We start from the raw sequence: 20,703 nt of genomic DNA, 5'->3' as shown, positions 1-20,703 counted from the left end.
TTAGTTCACCGGCTTGCCGAACGCAAGCGGGCATCGCTGGACGCTGCACCGCTTGGTTGCCTGTGTCGCCGCCCCTGCAGCGGCGCGCCGGATGTAAATCTTCTACTTCGCTTGTTCCACCTTCACCCGCGCATTCGGCATTTCGCCGAACATCTCGGGCGCATACATCGCCTCGACGCGGCTTGGCGGCAGCGCGAAGTCGCCGACGTTGTTGAGGCGCACGGTGTACTCCCTCTTGACCACGCCCTTCGGCATGTACTCGTAGTAGCTGCGGAAGGCTTCGAAGCTGCGTTCTTCAAAAGCCGCCCAACCCGCGCCGCTCTTCTTCTCGCCTTGCGTGGCGATCTGCGAATCGCGGCCGAGGCCACCGCCGAGGATGGTCGCGCCACCGGGAATCGGGTCGCTGATGACGACCCAGGTCATGTCGGCACTGGCGTTCACTTCCAGGGCGATGCGCAGGATGTCGCCGCGGGTGTAGACGCCCGGCGTGGCCTGCTCGACCGGCGTGATGGTCTTCTTGATCTGGTAGCCGGCCGCGAACGGTGCCTTGAGCTGTACCGCGGCGATCGACTGCAGTGTGAGCCACGGCTTGCCGGTGCCTTGCTGCGTCACCAGAAGCGTGTCGTGCGAACCAGGCGTGACTGCCGCTGCGGCTGCGCCGGCGACTGCTGGTGTCGCCGCCGGCCACGGCAGGAACATGCTGTTGTTGCGCAGGTTGCCAGGCGAGGCGGGCGCGCCGAAGAACGTCCTTTGATTCGGTACGCCGGCCGCATCGCTCGCCTTCACACGCTCGACCTTGCTCCAGTCGACCTGTGCCTTGATGGTGCCCAGCGTCGCCGCAGTGATGCCGGTGACCGGCGTGCTCTCGAAGGCCTTCGAGAATTTCTCCAGCGCGAGGCCGCCCCACAGGTTGGCGGTGGTCGTGTGCCAGGCACCGTTCTGCTGCCGGCCGATGAAGCCGTTGGCCAGCTTGCCGATGTCGTCTTTCCATGCCGGGTCGTCCATCACGCTGAGCAACAGGCGCGCGGTGTTGACGTCACCGTTGGTCATCAACCACCACCAGTAGTCGTCCTGCTCGGTGCTGAAGATGAGCTTGGTGCCCTGGTAACTGAGGCGCGCCTTCAGCACGTTGTTCGCTTCGTCGAGTCGTTGCTTGCGCTGCGGCACGTCGGTTACGCGCTTCAGGATGTTCATCCAGTCGATGACCGCGCTGGTCGGCCATTGGTTGGGCGCGATGGTGATGCTGGTCGTCATGCGGCCCTGCGCTTTGCCGTAGCGCGACAGCGCCTCGAGCGCCGCGAGCTTGCGCACGTCCAGGTCCTTGCGCGGGCTCCAGAACTCGCGCTGGATCTTGCCTTCGACGAAAGCGATCAGGCCGGCCTGCATCGGTGCCGCCACGTCGTCGGGTAACGCGAAGGCAGGGTCGAGCGCCGCGGCTTCCTGCGTCGCTGCCAGCAGGTACGAGGTCAGGATGTCGCTGCCGCGATTGGCCTCGCCATCGCGTGGCGGAAAGTAGTTGGCCAAGCCGTCGCCATCGAGGTAGCTCGGGATCTGCGCGACCACGCCTTTCCACAACTGGCCGTCGCGCAGTCCGACCGATTTACTGGTCTTCTGTTCGAGGCAGCTGAAAGGATAGTTGGCGAAGTAGTCGCGTACGCCGGGCAGGCCTTCGGCCAGCTTGGGTTGCAACGACATCTTCAACCCGCCGCGGCCGGGCAAGGCGTCGGCGGGCATCGCCACGTCGAGCGTGAACGGCCCCTCGAGCTGGACCAGCGTCGCTTGTTGCACCGTCAACGGCACCGCTGGGATGATGCGCTGCCGGACCTTCAACGCATCGCGCGCGGCGCTGTTGCCGGTACTGCCGGTACTGCCGGCGGTGATGTCCCTGGCCTCGATCTCCCACAGGATCGCCTCGGCCCGCGTTTGCGCGAGTTGCGCCGGTGCGGTCACCATCCACGCGACTTCACGCGATTCGCCGGCGGGGATGTCGACCGTTTGCGGCGCCATCGTGAGCAACGTCGCACGCGGTGCTGCCTCGACCTTCATCGGCTTCTGCGTGGTGTTGCGCAGGGTGAACTGCGCGCGGAACTGATCGTCTTCGCGCACCAGTGGTGGCAGGCCACTGATGATCTGCAGGTCTTGCGTGGCCTGGACCGTGGTCTGGCCCGTGCCGAAAAGCCCGGTGCCTGCATCGGCCACCGCGACGATGCGGAAGGTCGTCAGCGCATCGTTGAGCGGCACCGTCACCACGGCCTGTCCATTGGCGTCGAGGACCACGCGCGGGTTCCACAACAGCAGCGTGTCGAGCAACTCGCGCGCCGCGCCCTTGCCACCACCTCCGCCGGCCGGCACGGCCTTGCGCCCGTAATGCCGGCGCCCGACGATTTCCATTTGCGCCGTCGAGGTGCTCACGCCCCAGCTGCGCCGTTGCAGCATCGCTTCGAGCAAGTTCCAGCTGTCGTTGGGCATCAGTTCGAGGAGCGCCTGGTCGACCGCGGCCAGTGCCACTTCGGCGCCTGCGGCCGGTTTGCCATCGGGCAGCTTGCCTGTGATGGTCACTTGCGCCTTGCCACGCACGGGGTAGCTCGGCTTGTCGCTCGTCACCTTCACGTCGATCTGGTGCGCACGCGTGCCGACGCGAATCTCGGCCAGGCCCAGTCGATAGGCCGGCTTGCTCAGGTCGACCATCGCCGTCGGCGCGACGTACTCCTTGCCCTCGTACCAAAAGGCGGTCCACCACTCGCGCGGCGCCTTGAAGCCCCAGGTGAAGAAGCTGTACCACGGCACTTCCCGCAGACGGCCGCGCAGGGCGAGCACGCTCACATAGGCGTTCGGTCCCCACTCGGACTTCACCGTGAGGCTCACCGTCGGATCTTGCCCATTGAGTTGAACCACGTGCGTTTCGATGATCCCTTCGCGCTCGACGGACACCAGCGCGGTCGCGAAACGGAACGGCATGCGCACCTGGAACTTGGCGACCTCGCCCGGCTGGTAATTCTTCTTTTCGGGCAGCACGTCGATGCGGTCGTTGTCTTCGCCGCCGAACCAGATTTCTCCTTGCTTGGTCACGTACACCGAGTTGGCGGCGACGCTGGTGTTGCCGTCCATGTCCTTTGCGCTGACGATGAGTTCGACACGTCCCGGCTCGGTCAGCGATGCATCGCACAGCAGCAGGCCGCGGCTGTCGCTCTTGCCGCTGCACACGGTGCCCAGGTCCTTGGTTTCGGTCTTGTTGTCGTAGGTGTAGAAGCCGCCGACCATGCGCTTCCGACTGCTGGTCGTGATGCGCGCGATGGCTTTCACATCGAGCGCGACGTCGGCTTGCGGCTTGCCGCTCAGGTCGAGCGCGAGTGCCTGGAACTTGAGCTTCTGGCCGACCGAAATCCAGCTCTCGGTCTTCACGCCGGCGATCACCGCAGCGGGCCACAGGGTCTGCGTGCTGCGGATGGTCTGCACCTCGCCGTTCGGGTCGGCGTAAGTGGCCTCGAGCAGCAGTTCGCGCGGTGCGATGTTCTTCGGCACCTTGTCGACCGTCACCTTGCCGGCGCCGTTCTTGTCGAGCGTCACCGGCAGCTTGTCGGCGATGACGCGCGCGTCTTGCGTTGCGTCGGCTTCTTCATCGGCACCGGCGGCCGAGGCGTCCTGCTTTTGCGGCGGCGTGAAGGTAAAGCTGTCGTAGTCGCCGAAGCTCAGGTTCTTGCCACGCACCAGCGCCGACACGCGCACCGGCAGGTTGGCCGCGCCGCCGCCCGCCACGTAGTTGATCTGCACGTCGGTCGGCACCGTGGTCGCGTTGACCAGCGGCTTCTTGTCGGTCGGCGTGACCCGGCCTTCGAGCACCGGCAGGCGGAACTCTTCGACGCGGAACGAGCCGGTCGATAGCGCGCGGCTGTCGTCGTCGCTCTCGCCGCCGGACTTTCCGGCTTTTGCTTTTCCACCCGCAAGCGCCACCGTGTACAGCCCGAGCTTGGCCGCTGGCGGAATGGCGAAGGTGTTCTCTGCACTGCGGCCGCCCGTCGCGGTCTTGCGCCAGGTGATCGGCTGGTCGTAGTCCTGCCCGCTGCCGACGTGGGTGATGACCAGCGTGTCGGGCAGGTCGTCCGTCACGCCGAAGCCGGCGCTGGTCTGCGTGCGCATCAGGTGCTTCATCGACACCGTTTCGCCGGCGCGCAACAGCGTGCGGTCGAAAATGGTGTGGGCCACGCGATCGGGCTCGGCCTGCAGGCTGGTCGGCACGTTGAAGCGATAGGGCTCGATGCCGCGTTGCCAGTCGGTCCAGGTGAAGGCGAGGTCGTCGCCGGCGCGTGCGCTGACAAAATAGGCACCGGTGCCGTAGTCGTCGCCGTCGCCGTCGCTGTTGCCGTCACTGCCCCCGGCGCCGTTGCACTTCGGCGCGTCCGGCGAGATGCCCTTCAGCGTGACAATGCCGCTCGCATCGGTGGTGCCGGTCGCGACTTCCTTGCCGCGGCAATCGGACACGCGCACCTTCGCGTTGGCGACGACTTGGCCCTTGTCGAGCGTCGTGACCCAGGCCAGCGCATTCTCACGACCGAGCTTGAAGTGCACCGCCAAATTGGTGGCCAGCGCGGTGGTGCGCACGTACATCGTGCGGCCCGCGCCGTAGCGCTCGTCGAGCAGCGAATCACCGAGTTTTTGCGAGGCGATCTCCAGCACGTGGAAGCCCGGCGTGAGCGGGATGCCGATGACCTCGAATGGCCGAGGATCACCGCTCTCCGACTTCGGCATATCGAGCGTCTTGACGCCCGCCTGTCCGCCCAGCAGCGACAGCATGCGCGTCTGCACGTTGTCTTTTTCGTCCTTGTCGATCACCTTGGGCAGCGCACCCTTGACGTCCGTGCGCGCGAGCTTACGGTCGACCGTGTAGTTGTTGTCGTAGAACCTGGCCCTGCGGTACCACGCGATGATCTCGGCATCGGTCTGTGGGTTGATGTCGCTGACCTTGCCCGGTGTCAGCGCGTTGACCATCAATGCGGGCTCGACGCGCCGCACCGTCACCGGCATCATCGCCACGCCGCCGGGTTCGGCGAAGCGCTCGACCACGCCGAAGGGCGAGGCGGCGAACTTGGCGAGCGGCGGCATCGGGCCGGTCGCGGTCTTCATCGGAAAGCTGCCCGGCGCGGCGAGCGCGCGGCCCGACGCATCGACGAACTTAGCGGGCAGCGCGATGGTGAAAGGTGTGCTCTCGGCGAAGGGCGGCGCGAAGCTGACGGACTCGACCACCGCGTCATCGTCGTTGGCGTTGTCCTCGTCGGCTTTTGGCTTCTGGGTCTTGTCGCCGCCCTTCATCGTGATCTGCATCGCCAGCTTGCGCGACACCGGCGCGTTGAAGCGCAGCTCCATCGGGCGCAACGGCAGGCAGGCCGCCTGCGCGTTCTCGCGCTCGCAGGTGAACGACACCGCGAACGGTTCGCGCACTTCGAAAGCGAATCGCTTTTCGATCGCGTTGGCAATGCCCGATGGCGTCGCCACGCCTTTGCCGTAGACGATCTGCACGCGGCTTGCCGGGGTCAACGTGCGGTTGCATTGCATCGTGACGAAGCGCAGCGGCTCCTTCTCGGCGGCCTTGTCCTGCCCGAACGACTTGAGCAGGCCGGTACGGTCTGCCCCTTCGATCAGGCGCACCGGCACGCGTTCACCGACGCCATCGACCGCGCACCAGACGTTCTGGCGCACGCTGGCCAGCGTGGCCGGGCCGCTGAGTTCGAGCGCGAAGAGTTGTTGCTCGTCGATCTTTCCGTAGCTCGGCTGCACGTTGCGCACGAAGGGGCCGCCGCTGTTGAACTGGTAGCGCTCCGGGCCGGTCAGTTCGGCCCCGGTGCCCGACTTGAAATCGGCGATGCGCGTGACCGTGCAGCGCACGCCGGGCGGCAGATCGTTCTCGAAGTCGTAGACCCATTGCTTCTCGCCGGTCCACCGACCGGTGCCCTTGCCCGCGGCGGCGTCCGTGCAACTCACCGCGAGCGGCGCGGGTGCTTTGGGGTCGCCGAACTTGACTGCGGGCTGATCGAACTTGGCGACGATCTGGCGCACACGCGCCACTTCGCCTTGGGGCGTGAGACTGGTGATCTGCAGCGCGTGGGCGGGCAGCGCCATCATGGCCAGCGAGACGCCTGTGCCCAGCGCCCATTTGGAAAGCAATCGGTTCATCGGGTTCCTCCCTCTTTAGGGGCCGCAGCGTAGCCGATTCATACAATCGACGCGACCAATGAAACGCCTCTGGGAAATCGATGCACTGCGTGGGCTGATGCTCGTGCTGATGACCGTCACCCACTTGCCGACACGGCTCACCGACCCCCTCGGCCAGCCTTTCGGTTTTGTCTCCGCGGCGGAAGGTTTCGTGTTGCTGTCGGCCTTTGTCTCGGGCCTGGTGTACAGCCGCATCGGCTACAGCCAGGGCGTGGAGCCGATGCGGCGTGCCTTCTGGAAGCGCGCGCTCAAGGTTTATCTGAGCCAGGCCGCGACGCTGCTGTTTCTGTTCTTCGTGATCACCGCGGTGAGCCTGCGGATCGACCAGGAAGCGGTGAAGAACCTGGTGTCGTACTACCTCGCGCAGCCGCATCGAGGCTTCATCTACAGCCTGCTGCTGATCTACGAACCGGCGCTGCTCGACATCTTGCCGATGTACATCTTTTTCATGCTGTTGAGCCCGTGGGTCATGGCCTTCGGCCTGCGCCACGGCTGGCTCGGCGTGATGGCGATGAGCACGGCGCTCTGGGTGCTGGCGCAGTTAGGGCTGAGCGAATGGATCTATGCCTTCACCGTGCACTGGACGGGCTTGCCGGTGCCGTTCCAGGAAATGGGAGCGTTCAACACCTTCGGCTGGCAGTTCCTGTGGTTCACCGGGCTGTGGCTGGGCGCCAGCCGCAACGCGCCCGATGCCAGGCCGTTGCGCTTTCCGTCATGGCTGGTGTCGCTCGCGGCGGTGGTCGCGCTGTACGGCTTGGTGTGGCGGCACTTCGGCGCGCACGGGCAGGCGCCTTTTGGCGGCGATGTCGAACTCAACCTGCTGTTCGACAAGTGGCAGCTCGGCCCGCTGCGCCTGCTCGATCTTGCTGCGCTGGGCGTCCTCGCGGTGCGCTTCGGGCCCGCCATCATCGAACGACTGCCGCGCTTTCGATGGCTCGAGGCGATGGGCTCCGCATCGCTGCCGGTGTTTTGCGCACACCTGGTCGCGGTGCTGACGGTGCTGGCGTTCTATGGCGACAGCCAGACCGCCCGGCCCTGGTGGGGCGACGCCTTGTTGTTGCTCGCGGTGTTCGGCTGGCTCTACGCGGTGGCGTGGGCGATGTTGCGCTGGGACCGGCGCAAGCCAGCCGTCAACGCGGCGGCGCGGCAGCCGTCGGCGATGTCGCGAGTGCAGAAACCGGCGGCACCAGATGCGAAGCGATGAGCGACTGCCACAGCGCATAGCCGGTCGCGTTCATGTGCAACTGGTCGCCGCGAAAGAGCTCGGTTCGCGGGCGTCCATTGGCACCCAGCATGGGAGTGAACACGTCGACGTAATCGCTGTTGCTCAGCGTACGCAGATACGCTGAAACGATGTTGTTGGTCTCGCGGACCTGCGGCAATACCTTCTCGCGCGAAGGGCTCGGCTTGACCGAAATGAAGGTGATGCGCGCATCCGGGGCGTCGGCCCGCACCGCATTGGCAAAACGCGCAAAGCTGTGCAGCACCTGCAGCGGCGTTTGGCCTTCGACGAGGTCGTTGTCGCCAGCGTAGACCACCACCTGCCTCGGTTTGTATTGGCCGACGAGCTGATGCTCGAGCACGCTGTGCTCGGCCAGTGTCGAGCCGCCCACGCCGCGCTGGATCACGTTGGGAACCTGAGAAAAGTCTTGCGCCAGATGCGGCCACAGGCGGATGGTCGAGCTGCCGACGAACACCACACCCTCGAGCGGCGGCGGTTGTGCGCGGTCGGCGGCGGCGATGGCGTCCAGCTCCTGGCGCCACCGTGCGTGCGCGGACAAGGATTGCGTGGCCGTGGCCGTGGCCTGCTCGGCGGCAGTAACCGCCGCATCGGCTGCGGCTGCGTCCGCGATGGCCTTGGTGACGGGCTGCGCGTAGAGATTCGTCGCGCCCAGCAGGAACGCGCACGAGAACGACAGGGCAAGCTGCAGCTTCAGTCGCTGCCCGCGCGCGATCAAGCGCATCGCATCACAGCATTTTCTCGATCAACGCACCCTTGAACAGCACCGGACCGGTCGGTCCGCTGCCGGGTGGCACGCCGCCTCGCGGCTCCAGGGTGATCGCCAGTGTCGGCACGGCCTGCATCTCCGATGCCGAGGCCGCGAGCTTCAGGGCCGGCTGGTCGCCCAGCACGCCGAGTGACCGCGGCGCAGCGCCCGGTGGCAAGGCCCAGAGTTGCAGCGAGCGGTCGGCGGCTGTTTGGTAGCTGCCCACGCGCTGCAGCACCAGCTGACGGCTCTTTGGATCAAAGGTGACGAGCATCGACGCGGCGGACTTGTCGTCTTGCAGCACGGCCACGTACTGCACGGCCGGCGCATTGCGCAGCTCATCGCGCAGGTTGATGCCGACGACCACCGCCAGCACCGTGGCCAAAGCGCCAGCGGCCGCAGCACCGCGCCACAACGCCAGGCTGCGCAGCCAGCCGACCGGACCGACCGCGACCGGGGTCACGGCGGGGGCAGTACGCTGTCGCTGCATGGCCTGATCGCTTTGTTCGGCCTCGATCATGTTGCGAATGCGTGTCCACACAGCCGGGTCGGGCGTGACCGATGCCTGCAACTCGGTCATGCTGGACAGGCGGCTCTGCCAGACCAGCGCCGCGGCGCGCACTGGCGCCTGCTCCCGCGCAATCGATTCGAAACGGCGCCGGGCGCCGCCACGCAGCGTGCCGAGCGCGTGGCTTGCAGCCAGCAGCTCGAGCAATTCAGGATGCGAAGAAAGGTTCATGGATAAGTCCCTGTGCGTCTCATGTTTTGCTTCAGGCGAAGCGGCCCATACAGACGCGCAGCTTCTCGAGGCCGCGGCGAATCCAGGTTTTGACAGTGCCGAGCGGCAGCTTGAGCTGCTCGGCCAGTTCACTGTGGCTCAAGTCGCGCAGGTAAGCCAGGCTCACCACCTCGCGTTGCCGGCCTTCGAGTTGGCTCAGGCACTGATGCAAGGCCCACGCCTGCTGACTTGCATCGGCAGTCGCGGAAGGGTCCGCCGCATCCGATTGCATCGTGTCCTCCATGATCTCGTCGAACTCCTGCGTGAGATGGGCGCGGTCGGCGGTGCGCTTGCGCAGCAGGTCGAGCGCCCGGCTGCGGACGATCAGGCCCATCCACGCCATCGGCGGACTCAGGGTGGCACGGTAGTCGCCCGCAATGCGCCAGATCGTCATGAAAGCCTCCTGCACCACGTCTTCGGCCCACTCGCGCTGGCGCACGACGCGCAGTGCGAGCCCGAAGAGTTTGGGCGCGGTGCGGTCATACAGAAGGCGCAATGCCGTTTCGTCGCGCTGGCCGACACGGTCGATCAACGCCATCAGTTCGGCGTCGGGGCTGAGTGCTGTCATTGGCGAATTGTCGAACATGGGGCGTCATGTAGAAGGTACGAGCGGGCTTGCGTGTCGGATTCAGCGTGCCACATGTTGCACCGAGGCGTGCAAACGTGACGCTTTGAAGGTGATCAGCCCAGGCGTCTGCGGTGCCTTGCGATTTGCGCCCGCACCTGCACCGGGGCCGTGCCGCCGAGCGTGTTGCGTGCGTTGAGCGAGCCGCGCAGGCTCAGCACGTCGTACACATCTTTTTCGATGTTCGGGTTGAACTGCTGCAGCACGGTGAGCGGCAACTCCGACAAGTCGACCTTGTGCGATATGGCCGCCTTGACCGCGTGCGCCACGGTCTCGTGCGCATCGCGAAACGGCAGGCCCTTCTTCACCAGATAGTCGGCGAGGTCGGTCGCGGTGGCGTAGCCGCGCAGCGCAGCGGCTTCCATCGCCTCCGGTTTGACGGTGATGCCGCCGATCATTTCGGCAAAGATGCGCAGCGTGTCTTTCAAGGTGTCGACCGTGTCGAACAGCGGTTCCTTGTCTTCCTGGTTGTCCTTGTTGTAGGCCAGCGGCTGGCCCTTCATCAGGGTGATGAGTGCCATCAGATGGCCGACGACGCGACCGGTCTTGCCGCGCGCCAGCTCGGGCACGTCGGGGTTTTTCTTCTGCGGCATGATCGACGAGCCGGTCGTGAAGCGGTCGGCGATCTGGATGAACGCGAAGTTCTGGCTCATCCACAACACCAGTTCTTCGCTCATGCGGCTGATGTGCACCATGCACAGGCTGGCCGCAGCGGTGAACTCGATCGCAAAGTCGCGGTCGCTCACTGCGTCGAGGCTGTTCTGGCAGACGTTGGCATGGCCGTGCTCGTCGACCATGCCGAGCGTCCTAGCGACCATCTCGCGATCGAGCGGGTAGCTGGTACCGGCCAGTGCGGCGGCGCCCAGCGGCAGCCAGTTGACGCGCTTTCGCACGTCGAGCATGCGGGCCGCGTCGCGGGCGAACATCTCGACATAGGCCAGCATGTGGTGGCCGAAGCTCACCGGCTGGGCCACCTGCAAATGGGTGAAGCCAGGCAGGATGACCTCGACGTTCTTGTCGGCAATGTCGACCAGCGCCTTCTGAAATTCGATCAGCAGGGCGGAGATCAGGTCGATCTCGCCACGCAGCCACAGGCGCACGTCGGTCGCGACCTGGTCGTTGCGGCTGCGGCCGGTGTGAAGGCGCTTGCCCGCATCGCCGACCAGCTGTGTCAAGCGTGCCTCGATGTTCAGGTGCACGTCTTCGAGGTCCAGCTTCCATTCGAAAGCGCCGGATTCGATCTCGGCACGAATCTGTGTCATCCCGCTTTGAATCGCGGCGTGGTCCTGCGCGCCGATGACCTTTTGTGCGGCGAGCATTGCAGCATGCGCCAGCGACCCCTCTATGTCAGCCTCCCACATCCTTTTGTCGAAGAACACGCTGGAGGTGTAGCGCTTCACCAGATCGCTCATGGGTTCGGAGAAGAGAGCCGACCAGGCTTCGGATTTCTTGTCGAGTTGGTTTTGGGTCATACGGGCCTGTCGAGGGGCGTGCCGGGAGGCAATAATGGGTTAGTCACCCACCGTTTCTGCGATGCGCAACCCGTCGATTTTATCGGGCACCTCTCCCAAAACCGCAGCGGCAACGCTCTTGAAGACGCGCGCGCCCGCAATAGCCTCTGCAGCGCGGTCGGCGGGAAGAGCGCCGAACGGTGGCGCTGCGCTGTTCGACGCCTGCCAGATCGGGGTGGTGCTGCGGGCAGTGCTTTTCGTCGAAGCGGTGGTGGCGATTGCCACGCTCTTCGTTGCACCGACACCGGCCGACTGGCTCACCTTGGCGGCTACGGTCACGGGGGGCGCGTTGCCGGCCACGTTGCTGTGGCTGGTGTTGGCCTGTGCCTTGAAGAAGGTGCTCGGACGCCTGCCACGGCCCGCGCAGTACGCGGTCGGCAGCTTGCTTGGTTCGCTGTCGGCGCTCTATGGCTGCGGCCTGCTGCGCCTGACCGGCGTGTTGGCGTCGGCGCCGTGGATCGCCAGCGTGCTGGCCGGTGGGTTGTTCGCTGCGGTGGTCATGGTGACGCTGGTTCTGCGCGCCCGTGGTCGCACGCCGGCCGCCACCACGGCACGGCTCGAAGAACTCCAAGCGCGCATTCGGCCGCACTTCCTGTTCAACACGCTGAACAGCGCGATCGCCCTCGTGCGCGACGAGCCGGCCAAGGCCGAAGCGATGCTGGAAGACCTGAGCGAGTTGTTTCGGCAAGCCCTGGCCGAACCACGGGAGTCGGTCACGCTGGCCGACGAGATCGCGCTGGCCGAGCGCTATCTGGCGATCGAGCAGGTGCGCTTCGGCAATCGCTTGCGCATTCGCTGGGATCTGGATGCGGCAGCGAGTGGCGCGCGCCTGCCGCCCCTGCTGCTGCAGCCGCTGGTGGAGAACGCGGTCAAGCACGGCGTCGAGCCCAGTCCGGACGGCGCCAAACTGCGAATTCGCACGGAACGGCGCGGCAGCATGGTGGTGATCGAGGTCATCAACAGCCTGCCACCGCTGCGTTGGGCCGACCAGCCACTGCCTCGCGGCCATGGCATTGCGCTGGACAACGTGCGCGACCGGTTGCGCCTGCTGCACGACATGCAGGCGCAGTTCAGCGCCGGGCTCGATCAGCAGAATTACCGCGTGCGCATCGCCATTCCGGCGGAAGCCGACTGATTTTCATGAACGGGCGCCACTCCCAGAGCGCCGCAAGCGAGACGAACCGATGAACTTGAAGACTCTCATCGTCGACGATGAAGCGCTCGCACGATCGCGTCTGCGCACCTTGCTCGGCGAGTGCACTGAGCCGGGCGCCGAAGTGGTTGCGGAAGCGGCACAGGGCGCGGAAGCCCTGCAGCATCTGGCCAACACGCCCCTCGACCTGGTGCTGCTCGACATCCACATGCCGGGCATCGACGGACTCGAAGTCGCGCGCAGCCTGAAGGCGCGCAGCGACGCGCCAGCCGTGGTGTTCGTGACTGCGCACGCTGCGCATGCGGTAACCGCCTTCGAGCTCGATGCCGTCGACTACCTCACCAAGCCGGTGCGCGTCGAGCGCCTCCAGCAAGCGCTGCAAAAAGTCGAGCGCTACCTGAAAGACCGGCGCGGGCAACAGCCCGAGGTGCCGCAAGAAACGCTGTTGATCCAGGACCGCGGCCGTGCCGAACGCGTGCCGCTGTCGGAGGTGCTGTACCTCAAGTCGGAGTACAAATACCTCACGGTGCGCACCGCCACCCGCAGCCATATCCTGGACGGTTCGCTGGTCGAGTTCGAAGAGCGCTATGCCGACCGCTTCGTGCGCGTGCATCGCAACGCGCTGGTGTCGCGTGCGGCCATTCGCGCACTCGAGAAGTACGACGACGGTGAAGACATCGACGGCTGGGCCTTGCGCCTCGAAGGCATTCCGGAGCCGGTCGTCGTGTCTCGACGGCAACTCAGCGCCGTGCGCGAGGCGATGAAGGAAGCACCGTGACACCGCACGCCGCAGACGAGTCTCCGGTCGAACTGCCGGCAGTCATCGAGGCGGCGCTGGAACCGCTGATGGGGCCACCGCCTGAGGCACCGAGTTCTACTGAGGGAGCGAAGAAAAACGGGAAGCGCGTGCTGCTTCACATGCCGGTCGATGTGCGCAGTGCCTCGCTCGTGGTCCTGGCCGTGCTGGCCACGGTTTTTGCGCTGCAATGGGCTTCCGCGGTATTCATTCCGCTGATGGTGAGCCTGCTGCTCACCTATGCGCTGGCGCCGCTCGTCACGCGACTCGAGCGGATAAAAATTTCTCGCTGGTTCGGTGCAGCCGCGATTCTGTTGATATTGGGCGGTGCGATCGCATGGACCACCTATTCCCTCGCCGGTAGCGCCTTACAGCTTGTCGACTCGCTTCCCCTTGCGGCGCAAAAGTTGCGGGCGCAAGTACGGCAGGGCGCTGCCGCGCGCACCGGCACGCCACTGGACAGCGTGCAGCAGGCGGCGTCGCAACTGGAGCGGGCAGCCGAAGAAAACTCGGCGAAGGTCGCAAGCCGAACCGGCGCCACCCGCGTAGTCGTCGAGCGCCCGGCCTTCAATGTGCGCGACTACATGTGGAGCGGCACTGTCGGGCTGCTGTCGGCAACCGGGCAACTCACACTGGTGGTGTTCCTCACCTTCTTTGCGCTCGGGTCGGGCAATACATTCCGGCGCAAGCTGGTGAAGATCACCGGGCCGAGCCTGGAGAAAAAGAAGATCACCGTGCATGTGCTGGACGATATGTCCAAACAGATCGAGCGCTACCTTCTCGTCCAGATTTTCACCAGCGCATTGGTCGGCCTGGCGACCGGCTTGTCGTTCTGGGCGCTGGGGCTTGGCAATGCCGCGGTGTGGGGCATCCTGGCCGCTGTGACCAATCTCATCCCCTACATCGGCTCGGTGATCGTCATGGGCGCAGCGGGGCTGGTCGCCTTTTTGCAGTTCAACAGCATCCAGATGGCGCTTGTGATCGGCGGTGTCTCGCTGGTGATCCACACCCTCGTCGGCAATTTGCTGCTGCCGTTTTTGACCAGCCGCACCAGTCGCATGAACCCGCTCGCCGTCTTCGTCGGTGTGATCTTCTGGGGCTGGCTGTGGGGCGTGTGGGGCCTGCTGCTCGGCATCCCGATCATGATGGTCTTCAAGGCGGTATGCGACCGCGTCGAAGACCTGCAGCCTATCGGTGAACTGCTGGGCGATTGACGTCGCTGGCGTGGTCGACGATGAAGCGCAGTGCGTGCCGGTAAGTCGGCGTGTTGTTCTGGCCTGGCGCCGATGGTGCGGGCAGCGTAGTTTGCGATGCCGCCTTCACCGGCAATGTCACCCTGACCGTGCTGCGGTCGCCATCGAGCCCTTCGGTTTCGATGCGGAGGCCGACCATGCCATCGCCGCCTTTCAGTTGCGCCAGTGCGGCCCCGAGCGGCACTGAGCAGCTGTAGTGGCCGGGAGTCTTGCTGCCACAGGCCGTGCGACCGGGCACATCTTTTGGCTCGCTTTGCGCTGAAGTCGAATACATGAAGACATTCACGTAACTCAACACGTCGGTCGCGACGAACATCAGCGACGCCTCCCTGGGGTCAGCGGCGCCAGCTGTCGGCTCCAGCTTTCGGGGAGAGACATCGAACACCACGAAAGGTGCATCGTTGGATGCATATTCGACCTTGGCGGGATAGGTTCCGAGGGCGGCAGCAAGGGCATTCGGATCGGCGGCGGGAGGCTTCGCAAAGGCTTTTGCAGCGGCATGCGTTCGTGGCACTTTGCCCTGCGGTTTTACGCGTGCCGTCTCAGCCGCCGCGACGCTGAGTGGAAGAACAGTCGCCAGTGCCAACGCCGTGATCGTGCGCAACATGGAAGTCTCCGAAAGCTTTGCCGGAGTGTCCGCCTGCGGCGGCTTTCTGTCTCGACCGAAGGGTCAGGCTTAACCCTGTTGACGCGGTAACTGCGAGGGCCTTCGTGCGCCGGTATTCAGGGATTGATCTCTTTGCTGCGATTGCCGGTGGATCGTTTGGCGTGCGCAAGGCTGTTGAGCATCTGGGAATGCCAGTGTTGCAGATGCCGGAGCACTGATTGGGTCTGAAGTAGCGGTCCTCAACGGGATACAGAAAGCGGCACCAGCTCTCAGTTTCCGTCGCGCCCCAGTCGAAGGTCGTGAAGGACACAGCCATGACGCCGAGGCCCGATGCGCAACGTTCGAATAGGTGGTTCAAGCTCTTCTCCGTGGTGTCGCGGTACCTTACTGTTCCCCCGCAATCTTGGCGTCATCTAAACGAAGTACGTAACTTCTGCAGCGACGAGAAAGGAGAACGCCGACGCGTTGCGGCTTAAGGCCCGGCTCTGGCCAGTCAAGCGGACACAGCGACCTGCTTGGCAAAGACACCGCAGGCGCATCCTCAACAGCTCACCCATCTCAAAGTCCCGCAGCACCGCCTTGCGCAGTCCCCATTTCGACCTGCAAGACAGTCCCTTCCGGCAGCCCTCTCCAGTCGACCCACTCGCCAGCCGCTAGCTGTTGGACCGGGCCGCCCTCTGCATCGGCATTGCGATCAGTCCCGGCGCGCGTGCACCGGATCCCGACAGTCCGGCCACCCAGCTTCACCGTCATCTCGAAGCCCGGCCAATGCGCCGGAATCCGTGGTGTCATCGAGAGCCGGTCGCCGCGCACATCGAGGCCGAGCAAGGTCTCGACCGCCGCACGATGCAGCCAGGCCGCCGAGCCGGTGTACCAGCTCCATCCGCCGCGGCCGACGTAGGGCGCTGCGCCGTAGGTGTCGCCGGGCATCACGTAGGGCTCCAGCTCGTAGACCGGGCCACGCTCGGCATGTTTCGATCGGTGGGCGGGGCTCAGACCTTCGAAGCTGCGCCACGCCGCTTCGTGGTCGCCGCTGAGCGCCTGCGCCATCAGGCCCCACACCGCGCCGTGCGAGTACTGGCCGCCGTTTTCACGCACGCCCGGTGGGTAGGCCTGGATGTAGCCGGGGTTGTTCTCCGACTTGGCAAACGGCGGCGCGAGCAAACGCAACAAGCCTGCCGGTGCATCGAACAGATGTTCCTTCACGGAGGCCATTGCCGGCGCCGTGAAGCGCTCGCTCGACGCACCGGAAATCACCGACCACGCCTGTGCGATCAAGTCGATGCGGCACTCGTCGTTGGTCGATGAACCCAGTGGCGCGCCGTTGTCGAAGAACGCACGGCGGAACCAGGCGCCGTCCCAGCCGGTATCGTGCAGGGCGGCGATCCAACCGCGCCGTGCTTCTGCCCAGCGCGCCACGCGCTCGTGCTCGCCGCGCGCTTCAGCCAACGGCGAGAAGGCTGCGACCACACTGCAGAGAAACCAGCCGAGCCAGACCGATTCGCCGCGCCCTTCATTGCCGACGCGGTTCATGCCGTCGTTCCAGTCGCCGGTGCCCATGAGCGGCAGGCCGTGCGCGCCGACCGCCAGGCTGTGGTCGATAGCGCGCGCGCCGTGCTCGAACAGGCTGGCCGTCTGGCTGGAGATTTGCGGTGCGTAGTAGGCGTCTTCGGCGCCAGGCGGAATGGCCGGACCGTCGATGAAGGGCACGGTCTCGTCGAGCAGCGTCAGGTCGCCGGTGACTTCGGCGTAGTGCGCTGCGGCGTAAGGCAGCCACAGCAGGTCGTCGGAGAAATGCGTGCGCACGCCGGCACCGCCGGGCATGTGCCACCAATGCTGCACGTCGCCTTCGGGGAATTGCCGTGCTGCGTTGACGAGGATCTGCTCGCGCAGTCGCGCCGGATCGGTCACGGCAAAGGCCATGGCGTCCTGCAGCTGATCCCTGAAGCCGAAGGCGCCTCCGGCCTGGTAGAAGCCGGCCTTCGACCACAGGCGGCACCCCAGCGTCTGGTACGCCAGCCAACGATTGACCAGCGCATCGAACAACGGGTCGGGCGTGCGCACCTGCAGGCGGCCGAGCAGGTCGTCCCAGAAAGCGCGCACTTGCGCCAGTGCCTGCATCGCGTCCAGGGCTTGCCAGCGCCTTGCCAGTTGCTGTGCGGCGTCGGCGCTCTCCGCATGGCCGAGCACGAAGCTGAAGCGCGCCGTCTGCCCTGGCGCGAGCGTGAACTCGCCGGCGATGGCGGCACAGGCGTCGAGCCCGCTGCCGGCACGCTGGCCGAGCATGTCGGGGAGTTCGACCATGCCGCGGCCGGCGAAGAATTCGCTGCGGTCGCAGGTCCATTGCAGCGGCGCCGACAAGCCGTCGAGTCCGGTGAGTTGCACGAATCCCGCACTGCCGCCGAAACCTGCGCTCGACTCGCGCTGCAGCCCGAACACCGCGGCCTGGTCCTCCGGCTTCCATGTGTGAACGGTACGGCGCGCGCCGCGTGCGGCTCCGAGCTGCCACTCGACCATCGCCAGAGCGCGAAGGCGGCGCTGTCCGATGCCCTCGTGCCGCACGCTCACATGCACGACCTTGACGGCGTCGTCGCGGTCCGCGAAGAAGGTCGTCTCCAGCACCAGGTTGTGATGCAGGCACTCGAACACGGTGTAGCCCTGGCCGTGCCGCACGCGATGGCGCGAAGCACCGGCGCCGCGGCCTGCGGGCGTCAGCGGGATCAGCTCGCGCGTGTCGACGTCCTGCAGCAGGTAGTGCTCGAAGGCCGGGTCTTGCACCGGGTCGTTCGACCACGGCGTGACCTGGTTCATGCTGCTGTTGACCGCCCACGTGTAGCCGATGCCCGACTCCGACACCTGGAAGCCGAACGACGCGTTGGCGATCACGTTGATCCACGGCCGCGGCGTCCGTTGGTTCAAGTCGACCTCGAAGCAGAACTCGCCGGTGGCGGCATCGAACGCACCCTGCGGCGCCGTCACCGATTCGGCGAGCTGCGCGGCAGAGGGCAGTGCCGACAGCGCCACGCGCGCGGGCGGCGCGACGATCGACACCGATACCGCCGCGTCGCGCAACGCGGCCACCTGCACTTCGAGCGAGCGGCCATCGGCGGTGAAGACCACGCGCGCCAGGCTCGACAGCGCCGCCTTTTCCGAAGGCGCCACTTCATGGTCGCGCAGCAGATAGAAGCCGGCCGCATCGTTGCGCGGAAAGCTGTTCTGCGTCTGTTGCGCCACGCGGTCGCGCAAGGCTTCCATCTCGCGCTGCAGCGGCATCAGGTACGAATTGGGTTCGCTGTTGAGCACGACCAGGTCGCAGGCCACGCCCCCGAATCCCCACCAGGGTTGTGCCCGCAGCAGGGCGTTCACCAGCCGCATGCCCGTCACCGAATGGATGTGCACCAGCACGATCGGCTTGTCGCCCGAGATGCCGAAGCGCCAGATCTGGTGCAAGTCGATCAGCCCGCGGTCGCTCATCACCCGCGGCGTCGTGTAGGTGAGGATGGTGGTGAGGTCTTGCAGCGCCAGGTTCTGTGCGGGGTCGATGCTGAGGTCGCGCAGTCGCACCTGCGCCAGCGTTGCGGCCATGCGCGTGGCACGCTCCACATGCATCGGTTGCAGGTAGCGGTCGATGCTCGGGAGCAGCGCTTCGACGTTCTCGTCGGCCGCGGTCGCAAAGGTCACGCGGGCCGTCGCACCGGCGGCGATCTCGAGCTTGACGCGCAGGCAGGCGATGGCGTCGAGCCCGTTGGTCGGCTTGCCATCGGCCGTCATCGGTTGCGGGTCGAGCGCGGGCGTCGCGAGCGTGCGGTTGCGGCCGATGAAGGCGCGGCGGTCCACCATGCAATCGACCGACAGGACATGCGCGTCGACCGACGCTACGAAGTGCGCGGCAGCCACCACGGCGTCGCCGTGAAGACGCGGATTGCGCGACAGCAGCACGGCGCGCCAGGTCGGCTCCCAACGCGTCTCGACGAAGAGGTTGGTGAAGGCCGGATGGGTCTCGTCGGCCTTCGGGTTCGACAGCACCGGCTCGAAGTACGAGATCAGTTCGAGCGTGCGGCTTTCTGTGCCGGTGTTATGGATGGCGACGGTGCGCAGCTCGGTGTCGTCTTCGGGGCTGATGAGCACCGTGGTTCGCACGTGCAGGTCTTTGGTGCGGGCGTCGAACTGCACCTGATCGGCCAGGAAGCGGGCGCGGTAGTTCCAGCCTTCGCCGGGCGCGGGCAGGGCGGTGACCGACGTGAGTACCCGGTCGCCGACGTCGCGCAGGTAGAAGAACGTGCCGTGGCTGTCGCGCAGCGGGTCGTCGCGCCAGCGCGTCACGTTGAACGATCGCCAGCGGCTCACACCGGCACCATTGGCGCGCAGCGCGACGGTGTAGCGGCCGTTCGACAGCAGGTGCGTCGGTTGAAAGCCGGGCGCCGACGGATCGACGACGCGTGGCTGGAACACCGGCAGCGCTTCGCCTTCGGCAGGTTCCGGCGGCGTGCGCGGATCGGCGCTGCCGATGATCTGCCGTGGCGTGCGCTCGTGCAGCAGCGACACATGGGCTTCGACCAGCGGCGCGCTGGCAAACCAGCGCCGCGGCGCGTCGTTGCGCAGCACGTTGCACAACGCCACCAAAGACATGCCCTGGTGGTGCGCCATGAAGTTGCGCACGACGCTCAACGGCTCGCCTTCAGGTTGCCGCGATACGGTGAAATCGACCGCGTCGAAGAAGCCGCAGTCGCCGCGCGCACCGAGCGATTCGAGCAAGCGCAGGTTGGCCACCGCATCGGCCGGCGCCATCAACGCCGCCATCGCGCTCGCATAGGGCGCGACCACGCGGTCGGTCGGTGGCGTGCGGCGCAAGGCCAGGCGCGGCACACCGAAGGGCGAGTATTGGTAGGCCAGCGAGTGGTCCTGCGCGAAGTACGCTGACTCGGACACGCCCCAGGGCAGCTTCTGCGCCTTGCCGTAAGCCTGTTGCTCCGTCACAGCGGCAGCGTTGGCGACCTGCAGTAGACCGTCGTCGGGCTCGGGCATGACGAGTGCCGGCATCAGGTACTCGAACATCGAGCCCGACCACGACTTGAGGCTGGCCCGCGCACCGACCGACAGGAAGGGGCGTCCCAGCGCCATCCAGTGGCGGCGCGGCACGTCGCCTTTGGCGATGGCCAGGAAGCTGAGCAGACGCGACTCGGAAGCCAGCAGGTCGTAGTAGCTCTTGTCGAGCGCGTTGTCGTCGACCCGCAAGCCGATGTGGAACAGGTGGCGCTTGGCGTCGTACAGGCCTTGAAAATTCATGGCGGCGCACAGCGCCTCGCAGCGGTGGGCGATCGCTTCCAGCGAGTGCGCCGATGCGGCGCTGCCGGCGGCTCCGCCGGCATCCTCGTTCGCAAAGGTGCGGCAGGCTTGTGCCACCGCCAGCAAATGCCCCGCCATGTTGCCGCTGTCGACGCTCGACACATAGGTCGGCGGCATCGATCGCAACGTCTGCGTGTCGTACCAGTTGTAGAGATGGCCCTGATGTTTGTCGAGCTTGTCGATGGCGTCTAGCGTGGCGCCGAGCCGTGCCACCAATGCCTGCGAATCGATCCAGCCGAACTCGCGTGCGCAGCAGGTCGCGAGCAGGTACATGCCGATGTTGGTCGGCGAGGTGCGGTGGGCGATGGTCGGCTGCGGTTCGAGTTGCAGGTTGTCCGGCGGCAGGTGGTTGTCTTCGGGGCCGACCACGCGCTCGAAGAAGCGCCACGTGTCGCGCGCCAGCGTGGCGAGGTAGTCGCGCTGGTCGTCGGTGACGGGG

11 protein-coding genes are annotated in these 20,703 nt (G+C 66.0%); 4 read left to right on the top strand and 7 right to left on the bottom strand.

Annotation, left to right across the window (positions count from 1 at the left end; all coding sequences use genetic code 11):
- Window positions 1-102: 102 nt before the first annotated feature.
- Window positions 103-6,168 (bottom strand): alpha-2-macroglobulin family protein, encoded by a 6,066-nt coding sequence (locus H7F36_RS00055; protein WP_187052767.1) that lies wholly within the window; start codon window positions 6,166-6,168, stop codon window positions 103-105.
- A 58-nt stretch (window positions 6,169-6,226) separates the two neighbouring features.
- On the opposite strand from H7F36_RS00055, the gene opgC reads away from it, so the two are divergent.
- Window positions 6,227-7,411: an OpgC domain-containing protein gene (opgC, locus tag H7F36_RS00050; protein WP_187052766.1), complete on the top strand. Its 1,185-nt coding sequence runs from the start codon at window positions 6,227-6,229 to the stop codon at window positions 7,409-7,411.
- Here the strand turns inward: opgC and H7F36_RS00045 are convergent.
- The 4 genes from H7F36_RS00045 to argH form a co-directional block, all read right to left on the bottom strand.
- Window positions 7,338-8,171 carry an SGNH/GDSL hydrolase family protein gene (locus H7F36_RS00045; protein WP_187052765.1) on the bottom strand — a complete coding sequence of 278 codons (834 nt, stop codon included), beginning with the start codon at window positions 8,169-8,171 and terminating at the stop codon, window positions 7,338-7,340. The two genes, opgC and H7F36_RS00045, sit on opposite strands and share 74 nt — an antisense overlap.
- Window positions 8,172-8,175: 4 nt before the next feature.
- Window positions 8,176-8,934 (bottom strand): anti-sigma factor domain-containing protein, encoded by a 759-nt coding sequence (locus H7F36_RS00040; protein ID WP_187052764.1) that lies wholly within the window; start codon window positions 8,932-8,934, stop codon window positions 8,176-8,178.
- A gap of 31 nt (window positions 8,935-8,965) precedes the next feature.
- Window positions 8,966-9,541, bottom strand: a complete 576-nt coding sequence (locus tag H7F36_RS00035) for a sigma-70 family RNA polymerase sigma factor (RefSeq protein WP_187052763.1) — start codon at window positions 9,539-9,541, stop codon at window positions 8,966-8,968.
- 113 nt (window positions 9,542-9,654) lie between these two features.
- Window positions 9,655-11,070 (bottom strand): argininosuccinate lyase, encoded by a 1,416-nt coding sequence (gene argH, locus H7F36_RS00030; RefSeq protein ID WP_187052762.1) that lies wholly within the window; start codon window positions 11,068-11,070, stop codon window positions 9,655-9,657.
- Between the two features lie 61 nt (window positions 11,071-11,131).
- On the opposite strand from argH, the gene H7F36_RS00025 reads away from it, so the two are divergent.
- Genes H7F36_RS00025 through H7F36_RS00015 form a run of 3 tightly spaced genes read left to right on the top strand, consistent with a single transcriptional unit; the run spans window position 11,132 to window position 14,272 of the window.
- Complete coding sequence (locus H7F36_RS00025) at window positions 11,132-12,244, top strand: sensor histidine kinase (protein WP_187052761.1); 1,113 nt, start codon at window positions 11,132-11,134, stop codon at window positions 12,242-12,244.
- A gap of 49 nt (window positions 12,245-12,293) precedes the next feature.
- On the top strand, window positions 12,294-13,040 hold the full coding sequence (locus H7F36_RS00020; protein WP_187052760.1) for a LytR/AlgR family response regulator transcription factor: 747 nt from the start codon (window positions 12,294-12,296) through the stop codon (window positions 13,038-13,040).
- The gene (locus H7F36_RS00015) at window positions 13,037-14,272 is read left to right on the top strand and encodes an AI-2E family transporter (protein ID WP_410003054.1); all 1,236 of its coding nucleotides are present in this window, start codon (window positions 13,037-13,039) and stop codon (window positions 14,270-14,272) included. The genes H7F36_RS00020 and H7F36_RS00015 overlap by 4 nt, the downstream gene beginning before the upstream one ends.
- Here H7F36_RS00015 and H7F36_RS00010 read toward each other — a convergent pair.
- On the bottom strand, window positions 14,247-14,918 hold the full coding sequence (locus H7F36_RS00010) for a hypothetical protein (protein WP_187052759.1): 672 nt from the start codon (window positions 14,916-14,918) through the stop codon (window positions 14,247-14,249). The genes H7F36_RS00015 and H7F36_RS00010 overlap by 26 nt on opposite strands.
- A 558-nt stretch (window positions 14,919-15,476) precedes the next feature.
- Window positions 15,477-20,204 (bottom strand): GH36-type glycosyl hydrolase domain-containing protein, encoded by a 4,728-nt coding sequence (locus H7F36_RS22425; RefSeq protein ID WP_410003096.1) that lies wholly within the window; start codon window positions 20,202-20,204, stop codon window positions 15,477-15,479.
- Window positions 20,205-20,703 lie beyond the last annotated feature (499 nt).

The organism is Variovorax sp. PAMC28562, assembly GCF_014303735.1.
In the GTDB taxonomy this organism is placed as follows: domain Bacteria; phylum Pseudomonadota; class Gammaproteobacteria; order Burkholderiales; family Burkholderiaceae_C; genus Variovorax.
Note: the sequence above shows the minus strand (reverse complement) of the source record. Positions and strands in the feature narration are given on the sequence as shown.

Excerpts from the sequence above, each read along its gene's own strand:
- H7F36_RS00020 (WP_187052760.1), top strand. The coding sequence starts at position 12,294 with ATGAACTTGAAGACTCTCATCGTCGACGATGAAGCGCTCGCACGATCG.
- H7F36_RS00045 (WP_187052765.1), bottom strand. The coding sequence starts at position 8,171 with ATGCGCTTGATCGCGCGCGGGCAGCGACTGAAGCTGCAGCTTGCCCTG.
- H7F36_RS00010 (WP_187052759.1), bottom strand. The coding sequence starts at position 14,918 with ATGTTGCGCACGATCACGGCGTTGGCACTGGCGACTGTTCTTCCACTC.
- H7F36_RS00035 (WP_187052763.1), bottom strand. The coding sequence starts at position 9,541 with ATGACAGCACTCAGCCCCGACGCCGAACTGATGGCGTTGATCGACCGT.
- H7F36_RS00055 (WP_187052767.1), bottom strand. The coding sequence starts at position 6,168 with ATGAACCGATTGCTTTCCAAATGGGCGCTGGGCACAGGCGTCTCGCTG.
- opgC (WP_187052766.1), top strand. The coding sequence starts at position 6,227 with ATGAAACGCCTCTGGGAAATCGATGCACTGCGTGGGCTGATGCTCGTG.
- H7F36_RS00025 (WP_187052761.1), top strand. The coding sequence starts at position 11,132 with ATGCGCAACCCGTCGATTTTATCGGGCACCTCTCCCAAAACCGCAGCG.
- H7F36_RS00040 (WP_187052764.1), bottom strand. The coding sequence starts at position 8,934 with ATGAACCTTTCTTCGCATCCTGAATTGCTCGAGCTGCTGGCTGCAAGC.
- argH (WP_187052762.1), bottom strand. The coding sequence starts at position 11,070 with ATGACCCAAAACCAACTCGACAAGAAATCCGAAGCCTGGTCGGCTCTC.
- H7F36_RS22425 (WP_410003096.1), bottom strand. The coding sequence starts at position 20,204 with ATGAATTTTCAAGGCCTGTACGACGCCAAGCGCCACCTGTTCCACATC.